Origin of the sequence: Pseudodesulfovibrio sp. zrk46 (genome assembly GCF_012516435.1) — a bacterium.
Lineage (GTDB): Bacteria > Desulfobacterota > Desulfovibrionia > Desulfovibrionales > Desulfovibrionaceae > Pseudodesulfovibrio.
In genome coordinates, this window is record NZ_CP051216.1 from 3308201 (window position 1) to 3326009 (window position 17809).

The 17809-nt window shown below is 46.1% G+C and carries 17 protein-coding genes; 11 read left to right on the plus strand and 6 right to left on the minus strand.

Features of this window, described 5'->3' with window-relative positions; translation table 11 throughout:
* Window positions 1–37 precede the first annotated feature (37 nt).
* The 4 genes from HFN16_RS14930 (at window position 38) to HFN16_RS14945 (ending at window position 3406) form a co-directional block, all read left to right on the plus strand.
* The gene (locus HFN16_RS14930; RefSeq protein WP_168891516.1) at window positions 38–799 is read left to right on the plus strand and encodes a basic amino acid ABC transporter substrate-binding protein; all 762 of its coding nucleotides are present in this window, start codon (window positions 38–40) and stop codon (window positions 797–799) included.
* Window positions 800–858: 59 nt separating this feature from the next.
* Window positions 859–1569: an amino acid ABC transporter permease gene (locus HFN16_RS14935; RefSeq protein ID WP_210772206.1), complete on the plus strand. Its 711-nt coding sequence runs from the start codon at window positions 859–861 to the stop codon at window positions 1567–1569.
* Window positions 1570–1663: 94 nt separating this feature from the next.
* Entirely contained in the window at window positions 1664–2938 is a 1275-nt protein-coding gene (gene dgt, locus HFN16_RS14940; protein ID WP_168891517.1) for a dGTP triphosphohydrolase, read from the plus strand.
* A gap of 54 nt (window positions 2939–2992) precedes the next feature.
* Window positions 2993–3406, plus strand: a complete 414-nt coding sequence (locus HFN16_RS14945; RefSeq protein ID WP_168891518.1) for a bacteriohemerythrin — start codon at window positions 2993–2995, stop codon at window positions 3404–3406.
* A 41-nt stretch (window positions 3407–3447) separates the two neighbouring features.
* Here the strand turns inward: HFN16_RS14945 and HFN16_RS14950 are convergent, their stop codons facing one another.
* The 6 genes from HFN16_RS14950 to HFN16_RS14975 form a co-directional block, all read right to left on the minus strand.
* Window positions 3448–3672: a YgdI/YgdR family lipoprotein gene (locus tag HFN16_RS14950; RefSeq protein ID WP_168891519.1), complete on the minus strand. Its 225-nt coding sequence runs from the start codon at window positions 3670–3672 to the stop codon at window positions 3448–3450.
* A gap of 102 nt (window positions 3673–3774) precedes the next feature.
* Complete coding sequence (locus tag HFN16_RS14955; RefSeq protein WP_168891520.1) at window positions 3775–4560, minus strand: amidohydrolase family protein; 786 nt, start codon at window positions 4558–4560, stop codon at window positions 3775–3777.
* A gap of 62 nt (window positions 4561–4622) precedes the next feature.
* Window positions 4623–5042 carry a thioesterase family protein gene (locus HFN16_RS14960; RefSeq protein ID WP_168891521.1) on the minus strand — a complete coding sequence of 140 codons (420 nt, stop codon included), beginning with the start codon at window positions 5040–5042 and terminating at the stop codon, window positions 4623–4625.
* Window positions 5042–6238: a cofactor-independent phosphoglycerate mutase gene (locus tag HFN16_RS14965; RefSeq protein WP_168891522.1), complete on the minus strand. Its 1197-nt coding sequence runs from the start codon at window positions 6236–6238 to the stop codon at window positions 5042–5044. The genes HFN16_RS14960 and HFN16_RS14965 overlap by 1 nt, the downstream gene beginning before the upstream one ends.
* A 10-nt stretch (window positions 6239–6248) precedes the next feature.
* On the minus strand, window positions 6249–7547 hold the full coding sequence (locus tag HFN16_RS14970; RefSeq protein ID WP_168891523.1) for a homoserine dehydrogenase: 1299 nt from the start codon (window positions 7545–7547) through the stop codon (window positions 6249–6251).
* 2 nt (window positions 7548–7549) lie between these two features.
* Window positions 7550–8761, minus strand: coding sequence for an aminotransferase class I/II-fold pyridoxal phosphate-dependent enzyme (locus tag HFN16_RS14975; protein ID WP_168891524.1), 1212 nt, complete (start codon window positions 8759–8761; stop codon window positions 7550–7552).
* 219 nt (window positions 8762–8980) lie between these two features.
* Here HFN16_RS14975 and HFN16_RS14980 point away from each other — a divergent pair, with 219 nt between their 5' ends.
* From HFN16_RS14980 to HFN16_RS15010, 7 genes are all read left to right on the plus strand, one after another.
* Entirely contained in the window at window positions 8981–9904 is a 924-nt protein-coding gene (locus HFN16_RS14980; RefSeq protein ID WP_168891525.1) for a branched-chain amino acid transaminase, read from the plus strand.
* 255 nt (window positions 9905–10159) lie between these two features.
* Window positions 10160–12100, plus strand: a complete 1941-nt coding sequence (gene dnaX, locus HFN16_RS14985; protein WP_168892384.1) for a DNA polymerase III subunit gamma/tau — start codon at window positions 10160–10162, stop codon at window positions 12098–12100.
* 43 nt (window positions 12101–12143) lie between these two features.
* Window positions 12144–12446 (plus strand): YbaB/EbfC family nucleoid-associated protein, encoded by a 303-nt coding sequence (locus tag HFN16_RS14990; RefSeq protein ID WP_210772269.1) that lies wholly within the window; start codon window positions 12144–12146, stop codon window positions 12444–12446.
* 114 nt (window positions 12447–12560) lie between these two features.
* Complete coding sequence (gene recR / locus HFN16_RS14995; RefSeq protein ID WP_168891527.1) at window positions 12561–13166, plus strand: recombination mediator RecR; 606 nt, start codon at window positions 12561–12563, stop codon at window positions 13164–13166.
* Window positions 13167–13183: 17 nt separating this feature from the next.
* A complete protein-coding gene (locus HFN16_RS15000) occupies window positions 13184–15391 on the plus strand; it encodes an ATP-dependent RecD-like DNA helicase (protein ID WP_168891528.1) in 2208 nt (735 codons plus the stop codon).
* Between the two features lie 157 nt (window positions 15392–15548).
* Window positions 15549–16052, plus strand: a complete 504-nt coding sequence (locus HFN16_RS15005) for a ferritin (RefSeq protein ID WP_168891529.1) — start codon at window positions 15549–15551, stop codon at window positions 16050–16052.
* Window positions 16053–16119: 67 nt separating this feature from the next.
* Window positions 16120–17799: a 2-oxoacid:acceptor oxidoreductase subunit alpha gene (locus HFN16_RS15010; protein WP_168891530.1), complete on the plus strand. Its 1680-nt coding sequence runs from the start codon at window positions 16120–16122 to the stop codon at window positions 17797–17799.
* Window positions 17800–17809 lie beyond the last annotated feature (10 nt).

Here is a 17809-nt window from a genome sequence, read left to right on the forward strand (position 1 = left end):
CTCGAGTTTGAATACTGTTTAATTCAAGGAGTTGGAAATGAAGTTTAATAAGTTTAATGCAACCATTATGTTGGCCTTGGCCCTCTTGTTGGGTGCATTTACTGCGTCCGCCTTTGCCGGTTCCACTTTGGAAAAGGTCAAGAAGGCCGGGGTAATCTCCGTAGGCAACAGCCCTGACTATCCTCCGTTCGAATCAATTGGCGATACTGGTGAGCGTATCGGTTTCGATGTTGACCTGCTTAATGCTATTACCGAGAAACTGGGGGTTAAGATCAACTGGGTAACCATGGAATTTGCTGCCATTGTTACCGCAGTCCAGTCCGGGCAGGTCGACATGGGTATGTCTGGTTTTTCCGTTACTCCCGAGCGCGCCAATGCCGTGAGTTTCTCAAAACCCTACATAGCCAGTGGTCAGGTTCTGGTTGTTCGTACTGATTCAGATATTAGTTCTCCCGCTGACCTTAAGGGTAAAAAGATTGCCGTACAGCTGGGCACTACCGGCGAGCAGCAGGCTGATAAAATCGAAGGTGCCAGTGTTGTCAAACCCGAGACCTATAACATTGCTTTCATGATGCTTCACAATAAGGCTGCCGACGCTGTTGTCGCAGACCTGTCTGTAGCCGAAGAGTTTGTCAAGAAGGGCACTTTCAAGCGTGCTGGTGAGCCTCTTTCCTTCGAAGAGTTTGCCATGATCTCCCGCAAGGGTAATGACGACTTGCTTAATGCTTTGAATAAGGCTCTCGAAGAAGTGAAGAAGGACGGCACCTACGACGCTATCGTCAAGAAATGGGGCCTGTAAGATTGTATTAAAATCAGCCGGGTAGGTTTCCTGCCCGGCTGTTTTTCCGAGGAGTCGGCGTGGATTTTTCTCTGGTCTTTAAACACTATGAAATGCTCCTGAATGGAGCAACAGCAACGCTTCAGGTTACCTTTGGTGCTCTCGCCATGGGGCTTGTACTGGGCGTGTTTGCCGGAACCTGTCGCATTAGCCGCAGGTTGCCCATTCGAATTGTCGCTGATTTATATATTCAGATTATTCGCGGCACCCCGATGCTGCTTCAGATTTTTTTCTTTTATCTCGGTTTTCCCCAAATTTATATGATGATTACCGGAGAAGGTATAACCCCAGACCCATTGATCACTGGTATCATTGCACTCGGTATCAATAGTGGTGCATACAATGCTGAGATCATTCGCGCAGGTATTCAATCCATCAACAAGGGACAAATGGAGGCTGCGCGTAGTACAGGTTTGACTCATACGCAATCTATGATTTTTGTCATTCTGCCTCAGGCATTTAAACGTATGATTCCACCCTTAGGTAATGAACTGATTGTTCTTTTGAAGGATTCTTCACTTATTTCCACTATTGGTGTGGCAGAACTCATGTTCTCTGCTAAGGTTCTTGGAGCTCGTTACTATACATATGTACCATTCTTGGTAGGTGCAGGTTGTATATATCTAACACTTACTTTCACATTCTCTCGTTTTTTCAACGCGTTAGAGCGTAAGCTTCATGCCGGTAGTGGTGCTCGGGAGGATGCTGGAAAGATACCTGATTTGGGTTAATTAGAGTAGTGATATTAATTAGAGCTTTGGATTTCCTTTGATTTTTGTTCATCGATCATAGATCAGCATATTTTCAATGCTCTAAGGAGGCACAGTGAACAATTGTTATTACACAGAGTTTGATACTGAGTGGATTGGACGTGGACAGTCTAAGAATGTCAAAGGACGTACTCCCTTTGAACAAGATCGTGATCGAATCATATATTCACCTGCTTTTCGACGTCTTCAAAACAAGACACAAGTATTTCTATCTGGTGAATTTGATTTTTATCGAACAAGATTGACTCATTCTATGGAAGTTTCTCAGATCGGAAGATCAATTGTAAATCATTTGAATCGATCTTCTGATGTATTGAATTCCAGTTTTTATATTGATCAAGATTTGGTTGAATCGATCTGCTTGGCTCACGATATTGGGCATCCTTCGTTTGGGCATGCAGGTGAAGAGGTTCTCAATGAATTGATGCTTAATTCTGGAGGCTTTGAGGGTAATGCTCAGAATCTTAGAATCCTCGTTGACCTATTTTATCGAAATAGGACTCAGTGGGCAGGCATGAATCCAACTCGAGCCTTTCTTGATGGAATGCTCAAATATAAAACTCTATTTTCTAATTCAGAAAAGAAAAAGAATCATTTTGTCTATGATTTCCAGCGAGATATTCTCGATTTTGTTAGTCCAGAAGTGCCTTTTGATTCTCATTTTACCAGTGAAAGAGAGTTGAATTCATTCAAGTCGATTGAATGTAAAATTATGGACTGGGCTGATGATATTGCATATTCCATACATGATATTGATGATGGCATTCGTGCCGGATTCATCACTATCAAAAAAATTCGAAATTGGATTGAAGAAAAAGAAATTGATTATACGGGAGATGACCACTCGTTTCTTGGATCACTATGCGATGCAATAATTGATGAGAGTTTTAGTGCGTTTCTGGCTCGTCTGATCGGGCAATTTATCCATTCGACTACTTTAATCAAGCGACGTAATCTACTATCGAATAAAACCAATCGATACCGATTCGATATCTCCGTGGATAATGAAAGCAAAAATTTGTGCAAATTGCTCAAGATGTTGGCCGTTAATCTTGTTTTTTATACTCCACAAGTACATCAGTTAGAGTACAAGGGAGGTGAAATATTACGCAAAGTCTTTTCCGTAATGGAGGAGGAGTATGTGCATTCGGCAAAGCCAAGTTTTCGGCTATTGCCAGCACATTATCATCATGCTTTGTCTGGTCAGGACGATCATATAAAACGAAGAATGTTGTGTGATTACTTATCTGGCATGACAGATGGCTTTGTTGTTCGGACCTATAAACGCCTCTTTGATCCTGATTTTGGTTCTATTAATGATTTGATTTAATAGAGTCGTGTCGCTTGATTAATGACTACAGACAAAAAATAGCATGGGATGATCATGCCTGAAATTCAATGGACTGAAGATCACTCGGTAGGTGTTGCAGAAATTGATGCCCAACATAAAGAATTAGTAAAAATTACTAATAGGTTGTTCTTAGGGATTATGAATGACAGTGCTTTTCAAGTACTTTTGGATATTCTTTATGAACTAGAAAGATATGTTGAGTACCATTTTTCATATGAAGAGGAACTGCTCAAAACATATGGCTATTCTCATCAAGCGTTAGTTGAGCATATCGAAGAACATCATCGAATAAAAAATCAAGTCTCCATATTTATCAAAGAATACTCTTCAAATTGGGAAACTATGGATATTGAGGTATTTGATTTCCTGAGGGATTGGACTACTGACCATTTATGTACAACTGACGCCATGTATAAGGATTTTTTTAAACGGAACAAAGTCTTTTAGAGTTCACAAAAAAAGTCCCGCTAGAAGCGGGACTTTCTGTTTTATTTAGTCTCTTGTATTACTTCGATATCTTCTTGGTTGAGGATAACCTCTTTACCATCATCGTTTTTAAATTTGTAGGTCTCACTTTGGACATCATATTCCAGTGACCCTTTTGCCGTGTATGTTTTGCCAGCCTTTGTGGTTACCTGATAAGTCTTTGCTCCACAGCCTGCCAGCACACATGTTAATAACAGTGCAAACATTATAGTTAAGAAACGGTTCATATCTATCCTCTTTGGTTGAATAGGTTGTTTCTTATACAGTAAATTTTACTTGTATTGCAACATTATTCCGGAAGAATAATGGTGATATCAATAATTGTGCGCCTAGATAAGCAGATGGGTGGCGTTTGACATAACATTTTCGAATTCAACAGAAGAAAGTGAAAGGCGTGCTTTGAGCTGGTCAATCTCTGTACCTGCATCGAATAATGGATAGTCACTACCAAAAAGAATTCTTTCTGTACCAAAGGCCTGGAAAAGAGTGTTTAATTTTTCGTCACTTACAAAATCCATGGCGCTCGATGTGTCAACAAATACATCTGTATTGGCGAGGTGTTCGATTACATGGTCCCAATGACGGTAGCCTCCCATGTGAGCTGCAATAATCGCTGGTTTGGGAAACATTTTACGCAATGCAGCCAATTTTTGGGGACAAGAGGGATTCTCTGCCGGTGGAAGTATGTCTCCGACGTGGAAAAGGCATATAAAACGATCTTCTATCATTTCCATTACGTCGAATAACTTCGGGTCATCCATGCGATAACCTTGGAAGTCTGGGTGAAATTTTAGGCCCTTAATGTTGTTGCGTTCTAAACGATCAAGTTCAAACTCTACCCGATCAAAGTCGGGATGAATGGTGCCAAAAGGGATAAGTGCGTCGTGTTCCTTCTTCATCTGGATAGCCCAGTTATTAGCCGGGATAACCTGTGATGGGTCTGTTGCCGCAGAAAGAACGACAGCTTTGTCAACATTGGCTGCTTTCAGGCGGTCAAGTAAATCGTCCACAAGTCCTGTTCCTACAGGAGTAATGGAGTAATGACCTTCAAGCTGCGCAAGGACTTTATCAGCAATTTTAGGATGAAAAACGTGTGTGTGGACGTCGATAAACATTCGAGGAGGTTGCCAGATCATTGGGCGACTGTAAACGCTTGTTTCACACTTAAATCATTTTATTATACAAAGAGTTCCTTAAGCCATTCAGGGATACGTACAGGCTTTCCTTGAGAATTGACGGCAGCGTGTTCGGTCATACCTGTAGCATGTAGAATAGATTTTTCTATATTCCAGACTTCATAAGAGAACTTCATCGAGGCTCGTTTCCATTCACTTATGCCCACACGTATGAATATTTCGTCATCAAATCGGACAGGCACACGATAACGTGACTGCGCTTCGCGAACAGGTAGGATGATTCCGCGCTGTTCAACTTCGGCATAACTCATACCATGTTCACGAATGAAAAAACTGCGTGAACGTTCATAAATATGGAGGTACTCTGCATAATAGAGCACCCCCATGGTATCGGTTTCACCGTAAGAAACAAAGTGATTATACCAGCTTTGGCCGGTAACATATTCAATCTTGGGAGCCATTACTTCAATCCGATTTTTTCGATGGCATAAGACAGAAGCTCGTAGCCCTTATCTAACTTTAGCCCCGTTGATTTGGCAGTAGATTCGGAAAAAGTCTTCACGCCAGAGGCCTTACAGCCTGGGCCGTTGATGATGAAGGGGACGGGATCTGTAGTGTGTGTACGCTCCACGATAGGTGTGTAGTGATCACACGTAATAATCCAAGCTACTTCTTCATTTTTTAGAGCTTCTCGTAATGGCGCAACCACATTAGCGTCAAAACGGCTAATTGCTTCCACTTTATCTTTAGTATCACCACCATGACCGCACTCATCTGGCCCTTCTAGGTGAACGAACACAAAGTCGTTGTCCTTGAGGAACTCCAAGGCTGCGTCGACTTTGCCCTCATAGTTTGTATCAAGTAGTCCGGTTGCGCCTTCAACATCAATGACTGACATCCCAGAGGCGTAGCCAAGTCCTTTGATCAGGTCCACAGCAGAAATAACAGCGCCATTCATTCCAAACGTTTCTTTGAAGTTTGGCAAACTGAGCGGACGTCCCTGCCCCCAGGGCCAAATGGAGTTGGCCATCGACATGTTGATGTCACGGTCATCCAGAAGTTCTTTGGCCTCAAATAGCAGATCCCAAAGAAGAGGGCTTTTGGAATATTTACGCAGGTCAAGCTTTATGGGTTTATCGGTAATGTCGTGTGGCGGATTAATAGCAATATTTGCGTCATCGGTATTTGCACCGCCTTTTTGGACTAACAGATGTCGATACTGAATACCTGGGATAAATTGATACGTGTCATTGCCTAGCTTGTCTTGCAACTTTTCTATCACCGGTCGGGAGACATCGGAGGATATGTGACCGGAAGAATAGTCACGCATGTATCCATCGATGGTAAGCTTAGAAACAGTGACTAGGTTGAGCCGCCAGACAAGGTCGTCAGGGGCGAGCTCAAGGCCTTGAGCTGCGGCTTCAATAGGGCCACGGCCAGTATGATAAGTCGTTGGGTTAAAACCGAGTAGCGCCATGTTAGCAACGTCAGAACCTGGCAGCATGCCTTCAGGAACAGTCTGGGCGCGACCAACGATGCCGGTACGTGCCAATTCGTCCATATTTGGTGTGTCTGCAGCTTCCATGGTCGTCTTGCCCCCCAGTTCCTTCAAGGGCCAACCTCCCATGCCGTCCGCGATAAGATAGAGTAGTTTCACTGTTTATATCCTACAATATGCGGAACTTCACGCACGGTTCAACGGTGAAGTCCATGGCGTCAATTTCATTAATAACAGCATCCACGTTTCGGGCTGAGGTTTCATGGCTTATAATGACTAATGGAACACCCTCGGCTCCGGATTCACCTTTTTGTACAGCTTGGGCAATGGATACGTTGTGCTCGGCCATGGATTTGGTGATGGCGGCCATGACGCCGGTGCGATCCTGTACAGTAAAGCGGAAGTAGTACTTCGATTCTGACTCTTCGGGAGGAAGTATGTCAGCTTTAGCAATAGGCTGGTTGTTGAAACCACTGTTGTCCGGATCGAAGGCGGAGCAGCGCATCTTCTTGGCTAGATTCATAATGTCTGCCAATACAGCGCTACCGGTGGGTAAGTCTCCAGCCCCTTGACCATGCAGCATTATGGGGCCAACCGCATTGCCTTCTAGACGCACGGCATTGTAATTGCCACCAACTCGAGCCAGTAGGTAGGTGTAAGGCACAAGAGCAGGGTGTACGCCAGCTTCCAACTTGCCGTCCACGTTCATGACATGGGCCAGCAGTTTGACTCGATAGCCAAATTCACGAGCGAATTCGATATCCATAGGCGTTACGTTGGTAATACCCTGTATCGGAATGTCGGAAAGGGGGTAATCTACACCATAGGCCATTCGAATGAGGACACACAGCTTATGAGCGGTATCGAAGCCTTCGATGTCAAAAGTGGGGTCCGCCTCGGCATAGCCGAGGTCTTGTGCATCGGCTAAAGCAGTCTGGAAATCCATTCCTTTAGTAGTCATTTCTGATAGAATGTAATTTGCAGTGCCATTCATAATGCCAAGCATTTTGACTATTTCGTCCCCAGCCAAACTTTCTTTAAGGGTTTGGACAATAGGGATGCCGCCTGCGCAGCTGGCCTCGAACATAAGGCCCATGTGATTGTCGCGGGCAGCGTCAAAAAGTTCTAGCCCATGTTCTGCTAATAAGTGTTTGTTTGCAGTCACAACATGCTTGCCTGCGGCAAAGGCCTTGAGAATTAAATCCTTCGCAGTATCCAGCCCCCCCATAAGTTCAACGATGATGTCCACATTCGGGTCGTTGACCAGAACTTCGGGGTCATCGGTGAAAGTTACATTTGGGCCTGGATTGAATGCGCGCTTCTTGTTCAAGTCGCGCACAAGCACAGATGTGATCTCGATCTTTTTGCCGAGTCGTTTGAAAATTCGATCTGCATTTATATCAAGAATTTTGGCCAATCCAGAACCGACTGTTCCGAAGCCACCGAGGGCGATTTTAATGGATTCCATTATTACCCCTTAGAGAAAAATTTTCGAAGGTTACGTACTGCCTGATTGGTGCGGTGACGATTTTCTACAAAGCTAAAGCGTACATGGTCATCGCCGTACTGGCCGAAACCGAGACCTGGAGAGACCGCAACTTCGGCTTCCTTGAGCAGCATCTTGGCGAACTCAACAGACCCCATTTTTTTGAATTCATCGGGAATTTCAGCCCAAAGGAACATGGTTGCTTTAGGCGGTGTTACTTCCCAACCGATACGGTTGAGGCCATCACACAGAGCATCACGTCGATCTTTATAAACGTCCATGATTCCTTGAACGGCGTTGTCCATATCATCTTGAGTGAACTTTGGTTCCGGGTCCAAATCACCGTTAAGGGCACAGGCGGCTGCAATTTGAATCGGTTGGTATATTCCGTAGTCGAGGTAAGACTTGATGCGGGTCAGAGCCTGCACCATTTCTTGATTACCAGCACAGAAACCAACACGCATCCCCGCCATAGAATAGCTCTTGGTCATGGAAAAGAACTCTACGCCAACGTCCTTGGCTCCTTCGGCTTGAAGGAAGCTAGGAGCCTGATACCCATCGAATACAAAGTCGGCGTAAGCGAGATCGTGGATGACAAAAAGGTCGTGTTCCTTGGCGAAATCGACAATACGCTGAAAGAAGGGCAACTCAATGCACTGGGTGGTCGGGTTATGAGGGAAGTTAATGATCAACAACTTTGGCTTGGGCCAAGTGTGTTTGACAGCGGTTTCAAGATTTTCAAAAAAATCTTGTCCAGGCCCTATGGGGACGCGTCGAACATCAGCACCAGCGATGATAGAAGCATACGGATGAATCGGATAAGCTGGATCCGGAGCTAGAACGACGTCGCCAGGGCTGAGCATAGCCAATGCCAAGTGCGCCAGACCTTCTTTGGCTCCCATTGTCACGCATATCTCTTGATTACGATCTAGAGAAACATCATATCGGCGAAAGTACCAATCACAGGCTGCTTTACGCAGTCCTTTGATGCCTTTTGATGCTGAATATTTGGAGTTTCCCGGCTTATACGCCGCTTCAGTCAGTTTGTCGAGAATAGGCTTTGGGGTTGGCACATCGGGATTGCCCATGCCCAGGTCGATGATGTCCGCGCCCGCGTGACGCATTTTCATCTTCAGCTCGTTAACCTGGGCGAAAACATAGGGGGGCAGTCGATCAACTCTCGCAAATTTTGACATGATAAAAAACTCCTCAATAATATATAGTAGAATTACAATTTCTTACTCATGGGGTGGGGCGCTGTCAAAATGAAAATCAACGAAATATAATATATGACAATAGTGTTTTTACCTTTCCGGCTGTCAAACTGTCTTGACCTTGGAAAGACTTTTCCATAGCGTCATTTGTTCATAATAAAAAAAGATCCGCGACTCGCGCGGTATATGAAGGAGAGTTTGATGGTCCAGAAGTCCGAAACCATTTGGTTTGATGGCAAACAGGTCCCTTGGGATGAAGCAAACGTTCACGTTTTGACCCATACATTACATTATGGCGCAGGTGTATTTGAAGGAATCCGCGCATATGAATGCGCTGATGGCTCCTCCGAAGTCTTCCGCTTGGAAGAACATATGATTCGCTTGGTAAATTCTGCTAAAATTTTGGGTATCACTGTTCCCTATACAGCAAAGGAACTGACCGAAGCTGCAGTTGAGACCTTGAAGTTGAATAAACTTGCTGGTGCTTATGTGCGTCCGCTAGTCTTTATTGGTGAAGGTGCAATGGGGGTTCACCCTGGTGACAACCCGATCCGTACGGTTATTGCTTGCTGGCCTTGGGGTGCATATCTCGGCGATGACGCTTTGGAAAAAGGTATCGCCGTCAAGTGTTCTACGTTTAATCGTCACCACGTTAATGTCATGATGACCAAATCTAAAGCCTGTGGAAACTACGTCAATTCAGTATTGGCCAAAACAGAAGCTGTTGCTGACGGTTACCATGAAGCCATTTTACTTGACACAACAGGACACGTTTCAGAGGGGTCCGGCGAGAACATTTTCATGGTTGTCAACGACGTTATCTACACGCCTCATCAGGACGGGGTTTTGGGTGGATTGACTCGCAATTCCATTATGACTTTGGCTAACGATCTGGGGTACGAAGTTCGCGAAGAACCCTTAACTCGCGACATGTTGTATGTAGCTGATGAAGTTTTCTTCACTGGAACAGCAGCTGAATTGACTCCTATCAGTTCTATCGACCGTCGCCAGATTGGAGACGGCAAGGCTGGCCCTGTTGCAAAGCTTTTGCAGACTGAATACTTCAAGATTGTGAAGGGTGAAAATCCTGATTACGAGCACTGGCTGCATCGTTACTCCGTATAATATCTTAAATTTTAATATTATTAACGACCAAGTTTTGGCGTGAGTCAACCTCACGCCTGACTTGGTCTTTTTGGGTGCAGCGCTGTGCGCCCATTGAGACGTAACGCGCAGTTTTGAGCTTGATAGAAAGTCTAGAAAATCACTTTATCATCTGGTAAGAGAGATTAGATTCGGCAAGTGATTCCCGACTCTTCTTGTCTTTATCCAATTTTTTCGGCTGGATATTCTGGCCGCGCCAAACTTTCAGGTTTTTTTATGAGCACATCGAATTTGACTGCCAAATATCGTCCGCAAACATTTCACGATGTTGCCGGTCAAGAAGCCATCAAGGCGATCCTTTCTCGTGCGGCAGCATCGGATAAAGTTGCTCCGGCCTATCTTTTTTCAGGTACGCGTGGTGTCGGTAAAACGACTATTGCCCGTGTTTTTGCCAAGGCGCTTAACTGTGTAAATGCTCCCACGGCTGAACCGTGCAACGAGTGTTCGAACTGTAGACAGATTACGGCTGGTGTTGCTGTAGATGTTATTGAGATTGATGGCGCTTCCAACCGCGGCATCGATGACGCTCGGCGTTTAAAAGAAGACATCGGGTACGCACCGGTAGAGTGTCGATATAAGGTCTTCATAATTGATGAGGCGCACATGCTCACTAAAGAGGCATTTAATGCGCTTCTTAAGACATTAGAAGAGCCGCCACCACGAGCAACCTTCATCATGGCCACCACTGAGCCGCACAAATTCCCGGCCACAATCATTAGTCGTTGTCAGCATTATATCTATAAGATGTTGTCTCAGCAGGAATTAGTGGCCCATCTTGAAAACATTATGAACATGGAAGAACTCCCCTTTGAACCGGGAGCACTTCAGATTATTGCCAAGCGCGGTGCCGGTAGTGTGCGTGATTCCATGTCCCTACTGGGCCAGGCTCTTGCCATGGGATCGGATGTTTTGCGCGAAGAAGATGTTCGCAGTTTCCTTGGGTTGGCCGGGCAAGATGTGTTTTTCCAGCTTATGGAGGCCATGCATGCACGAAATCTTGTCTCCGTGGGTATGGTTCTGCGGCAGGTGCTAGACCAAGGGCTGGATCTCGGTTTTTTCCTTCGTGAGTTGACCAACTGTTGGCGCAACATGTTCATGCTGCGTCAGGCGGGCCAAGAGGCTTTGCCTTTACTCGGTTTATCCGGTGATGAAGCTGCAGGATGGATGGGGTGGGCTGGAAAATTCGAGCCTGCGCACATTCATGCCTGTTGGCAAATGACTTTGGACGGCCAACGTCGCGTTATGACCAGCCTTGAGCCTGCATTAGCTCTGGAATTATTGCTGTTGAACCTTACAAGTCTTCCGGATCTTATTAATTTGGAAAATGTTGGTGATGCTTCTCCAGCTCAGAATAAATCTCCCCAACGTCCGATGGGCGGGCAAGGTGGTGTTCCCGGTGGAGGGTATGGTTCTCCTCAAGGTGGACCGGGTGGATTCACACCACAAGGCGGTGGTGGGCAAAGCGGACAGGGTTTTAACCCGCAACAGCAACAAACGGCACAGCAAGTCTCGTCTATGCAACAGGTGAATACAGTTCAACATCCACAGATGCAGCGTCAGTCTTCACCGTCGCGTGATGTGCCACCTCAATCGGAACCGCCGACGAATGAGGGGGCTCCGTTAGAACCTGAGCCTGCTTCTCAACAGGTCACATCCTCTCAGTCAGTACAGAAAGTTCAACCTGAGTCAACTCTTGAATCCAAGGAAGTCTCATCATCTGAGACCATCTCCGTAGCAGGTCAAACAATACAGGATCCAGCTTCAGAGGCTATGGCAAAACAGTCGGTTTCTGTTCCTCCCGGATCACGCAATTGGTCTGGTTTTCTGCAATACGTGGAGTCCAAAAACGGGCAGTCGCCGGTCAAGGCTAATCGACTTAGAGCTGCCGCTGGGGAATTCAAGGGGAAGGAATTGGTGATCCGTTGTACGTCGCGCATGCTTTGTGAACAGCTTTCGGATAAACAAGTGCTTTTGGCTTTGGATGGATTTACTAGGGAGTACTTTGGTCCCATGGTTGAAGTTAAAGTCGAAACAGGTGATATTGCTGTCCGCAAGTCGGACAAGCTATTGCGGGAAGAGGCAGAAGCTCATCCTGGAGTGAACAAGATTATGAAAGAATTCAGTGCACAGCTGATGTCTGTTGCTTCACGTAATTAGCAGTAACTTCAATATATAATTTTTAGGAGAATATACGATGAACATGAAAGAAATGATCCGTCAGGCCCAGGTTATGCAGCGCAAAATGAGCGATAAGCAGGAAGAGTTAAAGCAGACCATCGTGGAAGCATCCAGTGGTGGCGGCATGGTTACTGTTAAGGCTAACTGTGGTCAGGAGGTGTCTGAAATTATTATAGAAGACTCTGTTATGGAATCCGGCGACAAAGAAATGCTTCAGGATTTGGTGCTGACTGCCACTAATGAAGCACTCAAAAAGTCCAAGGAAGTGATGGAAAAGGAGTTGTCCTCCATTACCGGGGGCATGAGCATCCCTGGCATGTTTTAAAGGTCGCTAGAACTATTTGATCGTTTAGGATGGTACCGTGCGCCATGCGCACGGTACTTTCGTTTCTAGCTTTTGTCTTACAACGCTGCGTGCGTCATTTCTAAGGAGTTGTCATTGCAGAATCTTCCTGGCCCACTTAAGTTGGTGGTGGAGCAATTGTCCTCTCTGCCGGGCATTGGCCCAAAGTCCGCACTCCGTATAGCCCTGACTCTACTCAAAATGCCCATGGAAAAGGCTAGCGTTGTTGGTCAGTCTATTCTTGACCTCAGAAAAAGCCTCTGTCTGTGTGACGATTGTGCCTGTCTTGCCGAATCCAGCCCTTGTGCTATCTGTGCCGATTCAACCCGTGACGACGACCAACTCTGTTTGGTCCCGGAGTGGGATGCATTGCTCGCCATGGAAGCGATGGGCATCTATAAAGGGAAATATCTTGTATTGGGGGGCTTGCTGTCTCCGTTGGATGGAGTAGATCCTGGTCAGTTGGAGATAGATCGTTTGCGACGTCATCTTAGTAGCGGTCGCGTCCATGAGTTGATTCTGGCTCTCGGTGCTACCTTAGATGCTGAATCCACGGCTTCGTATATCAAAAACATGGTTGAAACAGATTTCCACAATGTGAACGTAAGTCGCTTGGCTCAAGGCATCCCCATGGGAGGCGAGGTCAAGTTCATGGACAAGGAAACTTTAAAGCAATCCTTGGTACATCGACAAAAAATTTAGCGTGGACAACGACCTACATGAACGAAGAACTTACCTATATTTCCGGCGCGGAAGTTCAATCCGTCATATATCATAACAAGGATAATGGTTACACCATAGCCCGTGTGCGAGTTAAAGATGAACCGGGGTCAATCTCCATCGTGGGCATTATGGGTGAGCTAGTTGGCGGCTCAACACTAGATTTACATGGAAAATGGACTACCCACCCAAAGTTCGGACGGCAATTCGAGGTTAAAACTTTTGAAGAGGCTCGTCCTGCCACTGAAAATGGAGTCATCAAGTTCCTTCAGTCCTCTATTAAAGGCGTAGGTGAAAAAACTGCCTCCATCATGGTGGAAGAGTATGGTGTTGAAGTTCTTGATCTACTAGATGAAGACCCCGAAGAATTGCTCAACATCAGAGGCATTTCAAAGAAAAAACTTAAAGATATCATTGAGTCGTGGGGGAAGCAGCGGGAAATCAAAAATCTGCTTGTTTTCCTTCAAACCCACAAAGTGCCGACTACATTTGCTGGGAAAATTTTCCATATATATGGTGCACAGGCTGAGTCTAAGCTACGTGAAAATCCATATGATCTTGCATATGAAATAAGAGGTGTTGGTTTTCGAACAGCTGATCAAATGGCTATGAAGTTAGGATTTGCTTCTGACTGTGCCCAGAGGCTCGAGGCTGCAATTGTGTATCACCTATTCCAGTATTGCGAGCGCGGTGGACACATGTTTATCCTTAAGGACAAGCTGTTGGACGAAGTGGCCAAGATGCTAGGTGCTGGAGATTTTAATAAGCTTGAACTGGCCTTGTTCTCTTTGGAAGAAAAGAAACGGGTTCGCATAGAGGATTTGCCAGAGCAGCACTTAAATGACGCCGTGTATCTCATGCATTTCTATCATTATGAGAACGAGATAACTCAACGGCTGTATCAATTAGTGAGTCACCCTACACCGGTAAGTAGAAAAAAGATCGAAAAAACCTTGCCACGCGTCGAGAATAAGTTGGGTTTTACTTTGTCCGAAGAGCAGCGTGATGCTGTGTTCAAGGCTTGTAGCAACAAGGTCTTCATCGTCACTGGTGGGCCGGGCACGGGTAAGACCACCATCACCAAGGCAATTATGCTTACGCTTCGAGAGTTGGGGCTTAAGATTAAACAGGCCGCTCCTACAGGCCGTGCTGCCAAGCGAATGGCAGAAGCCACCGGGCATAATTCACAGACGATCCACCGCCTTCTGCAGTACCAACCTGACGGAGGATTTCACTATTGCGAAGATCAAAAACTGCGTGCTGATGTACTGGTCGTAGACGAAGCGAGCATGGTGGATGCGCAGCTATTCTTAGCTTTGTTACGCGCTATTCCACATACGTGTCGTCTGATCCTTGTGGGGGATGTAAACCAGCTTCCTAGCGTGGGCCCGGGTAATATACTTTCCGATCTCATCAATTCTCACCGTGTTCCCTGTGCCGTATTGACCTATATATTTCGCCAAGCGCAGGAAAGCTTCATCGTAGTCAATGCCCACCGCATTAATGTTGGTAAATTCCCGCGTCACCATCCGCAGCAGGCACCAGAAGCTGATTTCTTTTGGATTCCTCAAGAGGATACGACCAAGGTGCAAAAGCTTGTTTTGGACAGTGTTTGTGCTCGTATTCCTGAGCGATATGGTCTCGATCCATTACGGGATATTCAGGTGCTTACTCCGATGCATAAGGGCGAGGTAGGAACGCAAGCCCTGAATGTGGCATTGCAGGGACGCCTTAATCCTCCAAGCCCTGATAAGCCTGAACTCAAACGAAAATTTGCCACTTATCGTGAAGGCGACCGTGTTATCCAGCTTAAGAACAACTATGATAAGGAAGTGTTCAATGGTGATCTCGGATGGATCTTGGAGGTCGACCCAGATTCGCAGGAACTGTTTATTGAATTTGATGGGCAACGGGTGATCATGGAGTCGAGTGAATTGGACGAGTTGAATCTTGCTTATGCTGTTTCTGTCCACAAATCGCAGGGCAGTGAATACCCAGCGGTCGTTATGCCCATTGTGACGCAGCATTTTTTGCTTTTACAGCGAAATTTATTGTACACAGGTCTGACACGTGCACGTGAGTTGGCAGTGCTTATTGGTAGCGAACGAGCTTTTCAGATTGGTCTGCACAATGCTACGGCAGGGCAGCGCAGCACACACCTTGCGCATCGATTGCGCACTATGTTCGATCAGAATCGTCTGATTTGATCGTAATAATCGTTCCTGAAACTTGCATTCTCAATTGAAAAATGATGAATTGTTATCTGGTATTATCCGGCTCCTATATTCTCGAATGCTTGCGGAGCTAATTGTGTAGTAAATACTTTATGTAACCAATTTGAATACATCTAAAAAGGAGTCCTCCATGCTGAGTGATAAGCTTGAAGCCGCACTTAATGAACAAATGAACTGGGAGATATATTCTGCTCACATCTACCTCTCCATGTCCTCGCATTTTGCCCAGGAAGGACTTGGTGGTTTTTCCAAGTGGATGTTTGCCCAGTACCAAGAAGAAATGTTCCACGCCCTGAAGTTCTTTGATTATATTAATGAGGCTGGTGGTCATGCTAGACTCGGCCAAATCGATGCTCCTCAAGCTTCCTGGGAGACTCCTTTGGCTGCCTTTGAAGAGGCTCTAGAACATGAGAAAGGTGTAACCGCTCGTATCAATAAGATCGCAGACTTGGCTATGGACGAGCGTAACCACGCCGTTGGCATCTTCTTGCAGTGGTTTATCTCCGAGCAGGTTGAGGAGGAAGACAGCGTTGGTGATATCGTAGGTAAGCTGAAGATGCTCGGTGACGGTGGTGGGCTGTTCATGCTTGACCGTGACCTCGGCGTTCGAGTCTTTACTGCTCCCGCTGAATAATTGAGCCTACAAGGCCGGAGGACAACATCCTCCGGCCTTTTTATTATCCGCAGTCACAGGAGTTTGAATGTCGCGCCAGAACATTAATATTGTAATAGGCGGTGCGGCCGGACAGGGGCTTGCAACTATTGGAACCCTTTTCTCCAAGGCTATGACCCGATCCGGCTACAATGTGCTAGTCTTGCAAAAATATATGTCGCGTGTTCGCGGCGGCCACAACACCTTTGCTGTGCGCATGGGGGTGGATGAGATCGTTTCCCCAACCGATGAGATTGATATTTTGGTGGCTTTGAATGCCGAGACCGTGAATCTGCATCGTGGAGAATTAGCTGAGGACGGCATCATTATCTGCGGAGATGATATTGATAAAGGAGATGTTTCAGGTCTGCTCATCCCCTTCAATGATCTAGCCTCCAAGCCTTTATTTTATAATACCGTCGCATTGGGTGTACTTGGATCCGTTCTGTGTCAGGATATCTGCTATTTTGAGCAAATGTTAAGTGAGGCTTTCGGCAAAAAAGGCAATGAGGTGGTGCAGGCCAATTTAGATGTCCTACGAATTGCGTTTGATTGGGTGAAAGCGAAGGAAGCTGTGTATGATTGTTTACCAGTGCCCCAATATGGCGAAAACAAGTTGATGCTCAACGGTAACGAGGCCATTGCTATGGGAGCATTGGCTGCGGGATGTAATTTCCTTTCTTTTTACCCCATGTCTCCCTCCACTTCCATTGCTCAGACTCTCATTGGCAAGGGACGCGGATTGGGACTTAAATATGAGCAGGTGGAAGATGAGATTGCAGCCATAAATATGGCCATTGGTGCTTCCTTTGCTGGAGCGCGTCCCATTGTTACCACTTCGGGTGGCGGTTTTGCCCTTATGGTTGAGGGAGTCAGTCTGGCAGCTGTGTCGGAGACCCCATTGGTAACTGCAGTTGTGCAACGCCCTGGCCCGGCAACAGGTATGGCGACCCGCACCGAACAGGCAGACCTCAATCTAGTCCTATACGCCGGACATGGAGAATTCCCTCGCGCCATTTTTGCACCGGCTACAGTGGAGGAATGTTTCTACCTGACCCATCGTGCATTTGATCTGGCAGAGCAATATCAGACTCCCATGTTTATTTTATCAGATCAATTTTTAGCTGATTCCTATCAAAGTGTGGATGTTTTTGATCTTGATGCACTTCCTGATATCGCTAAGCCCATGCTGACAGTGGGTGGGGGATACAAACGCTATGAATTGACTGAAGATGGGGTGTCGCCCAGATTAGTGCCAGGATTTTGCGAAACGCTGGTTCGCGGTGATTCTCACGAGCATGATGAAAATGGCCGCATAACCGAAGATGGTGAGAATCGTATACGCCAGAACTCCAAACGGCTTGTTAAGGGATGCGGTCTTTGGCAGGACGTTATTGGCCCTGATTATTACGGAGAGAAAGGTGCAGATTTGGTGCTTCTATGCTGGGGAACAACGCTTGGTGCATGTTTGGAGGCGGCCGAACAAGTGGATAATCATTCTGTAGGGGTGCTTCATTTCAAGCAGGTTTATCCGCTTCGTGAAGAGCAATTTATGGAATTTCTTGAAGAAGCTGGTGAAGTGGTCGCTGTTGAGGGAAATGCCACAGGTCAATTTGCCCGTTTTTTGGCACAAGAGACCGGCTTTCGAGTTGGAGCGTATGTTTTGAGGTTTGACGGTCGGATTATGACCCCTCAATATGTCCTCAGGGGACTTGAAAGCATCCTTTAAAGGAGTCAAC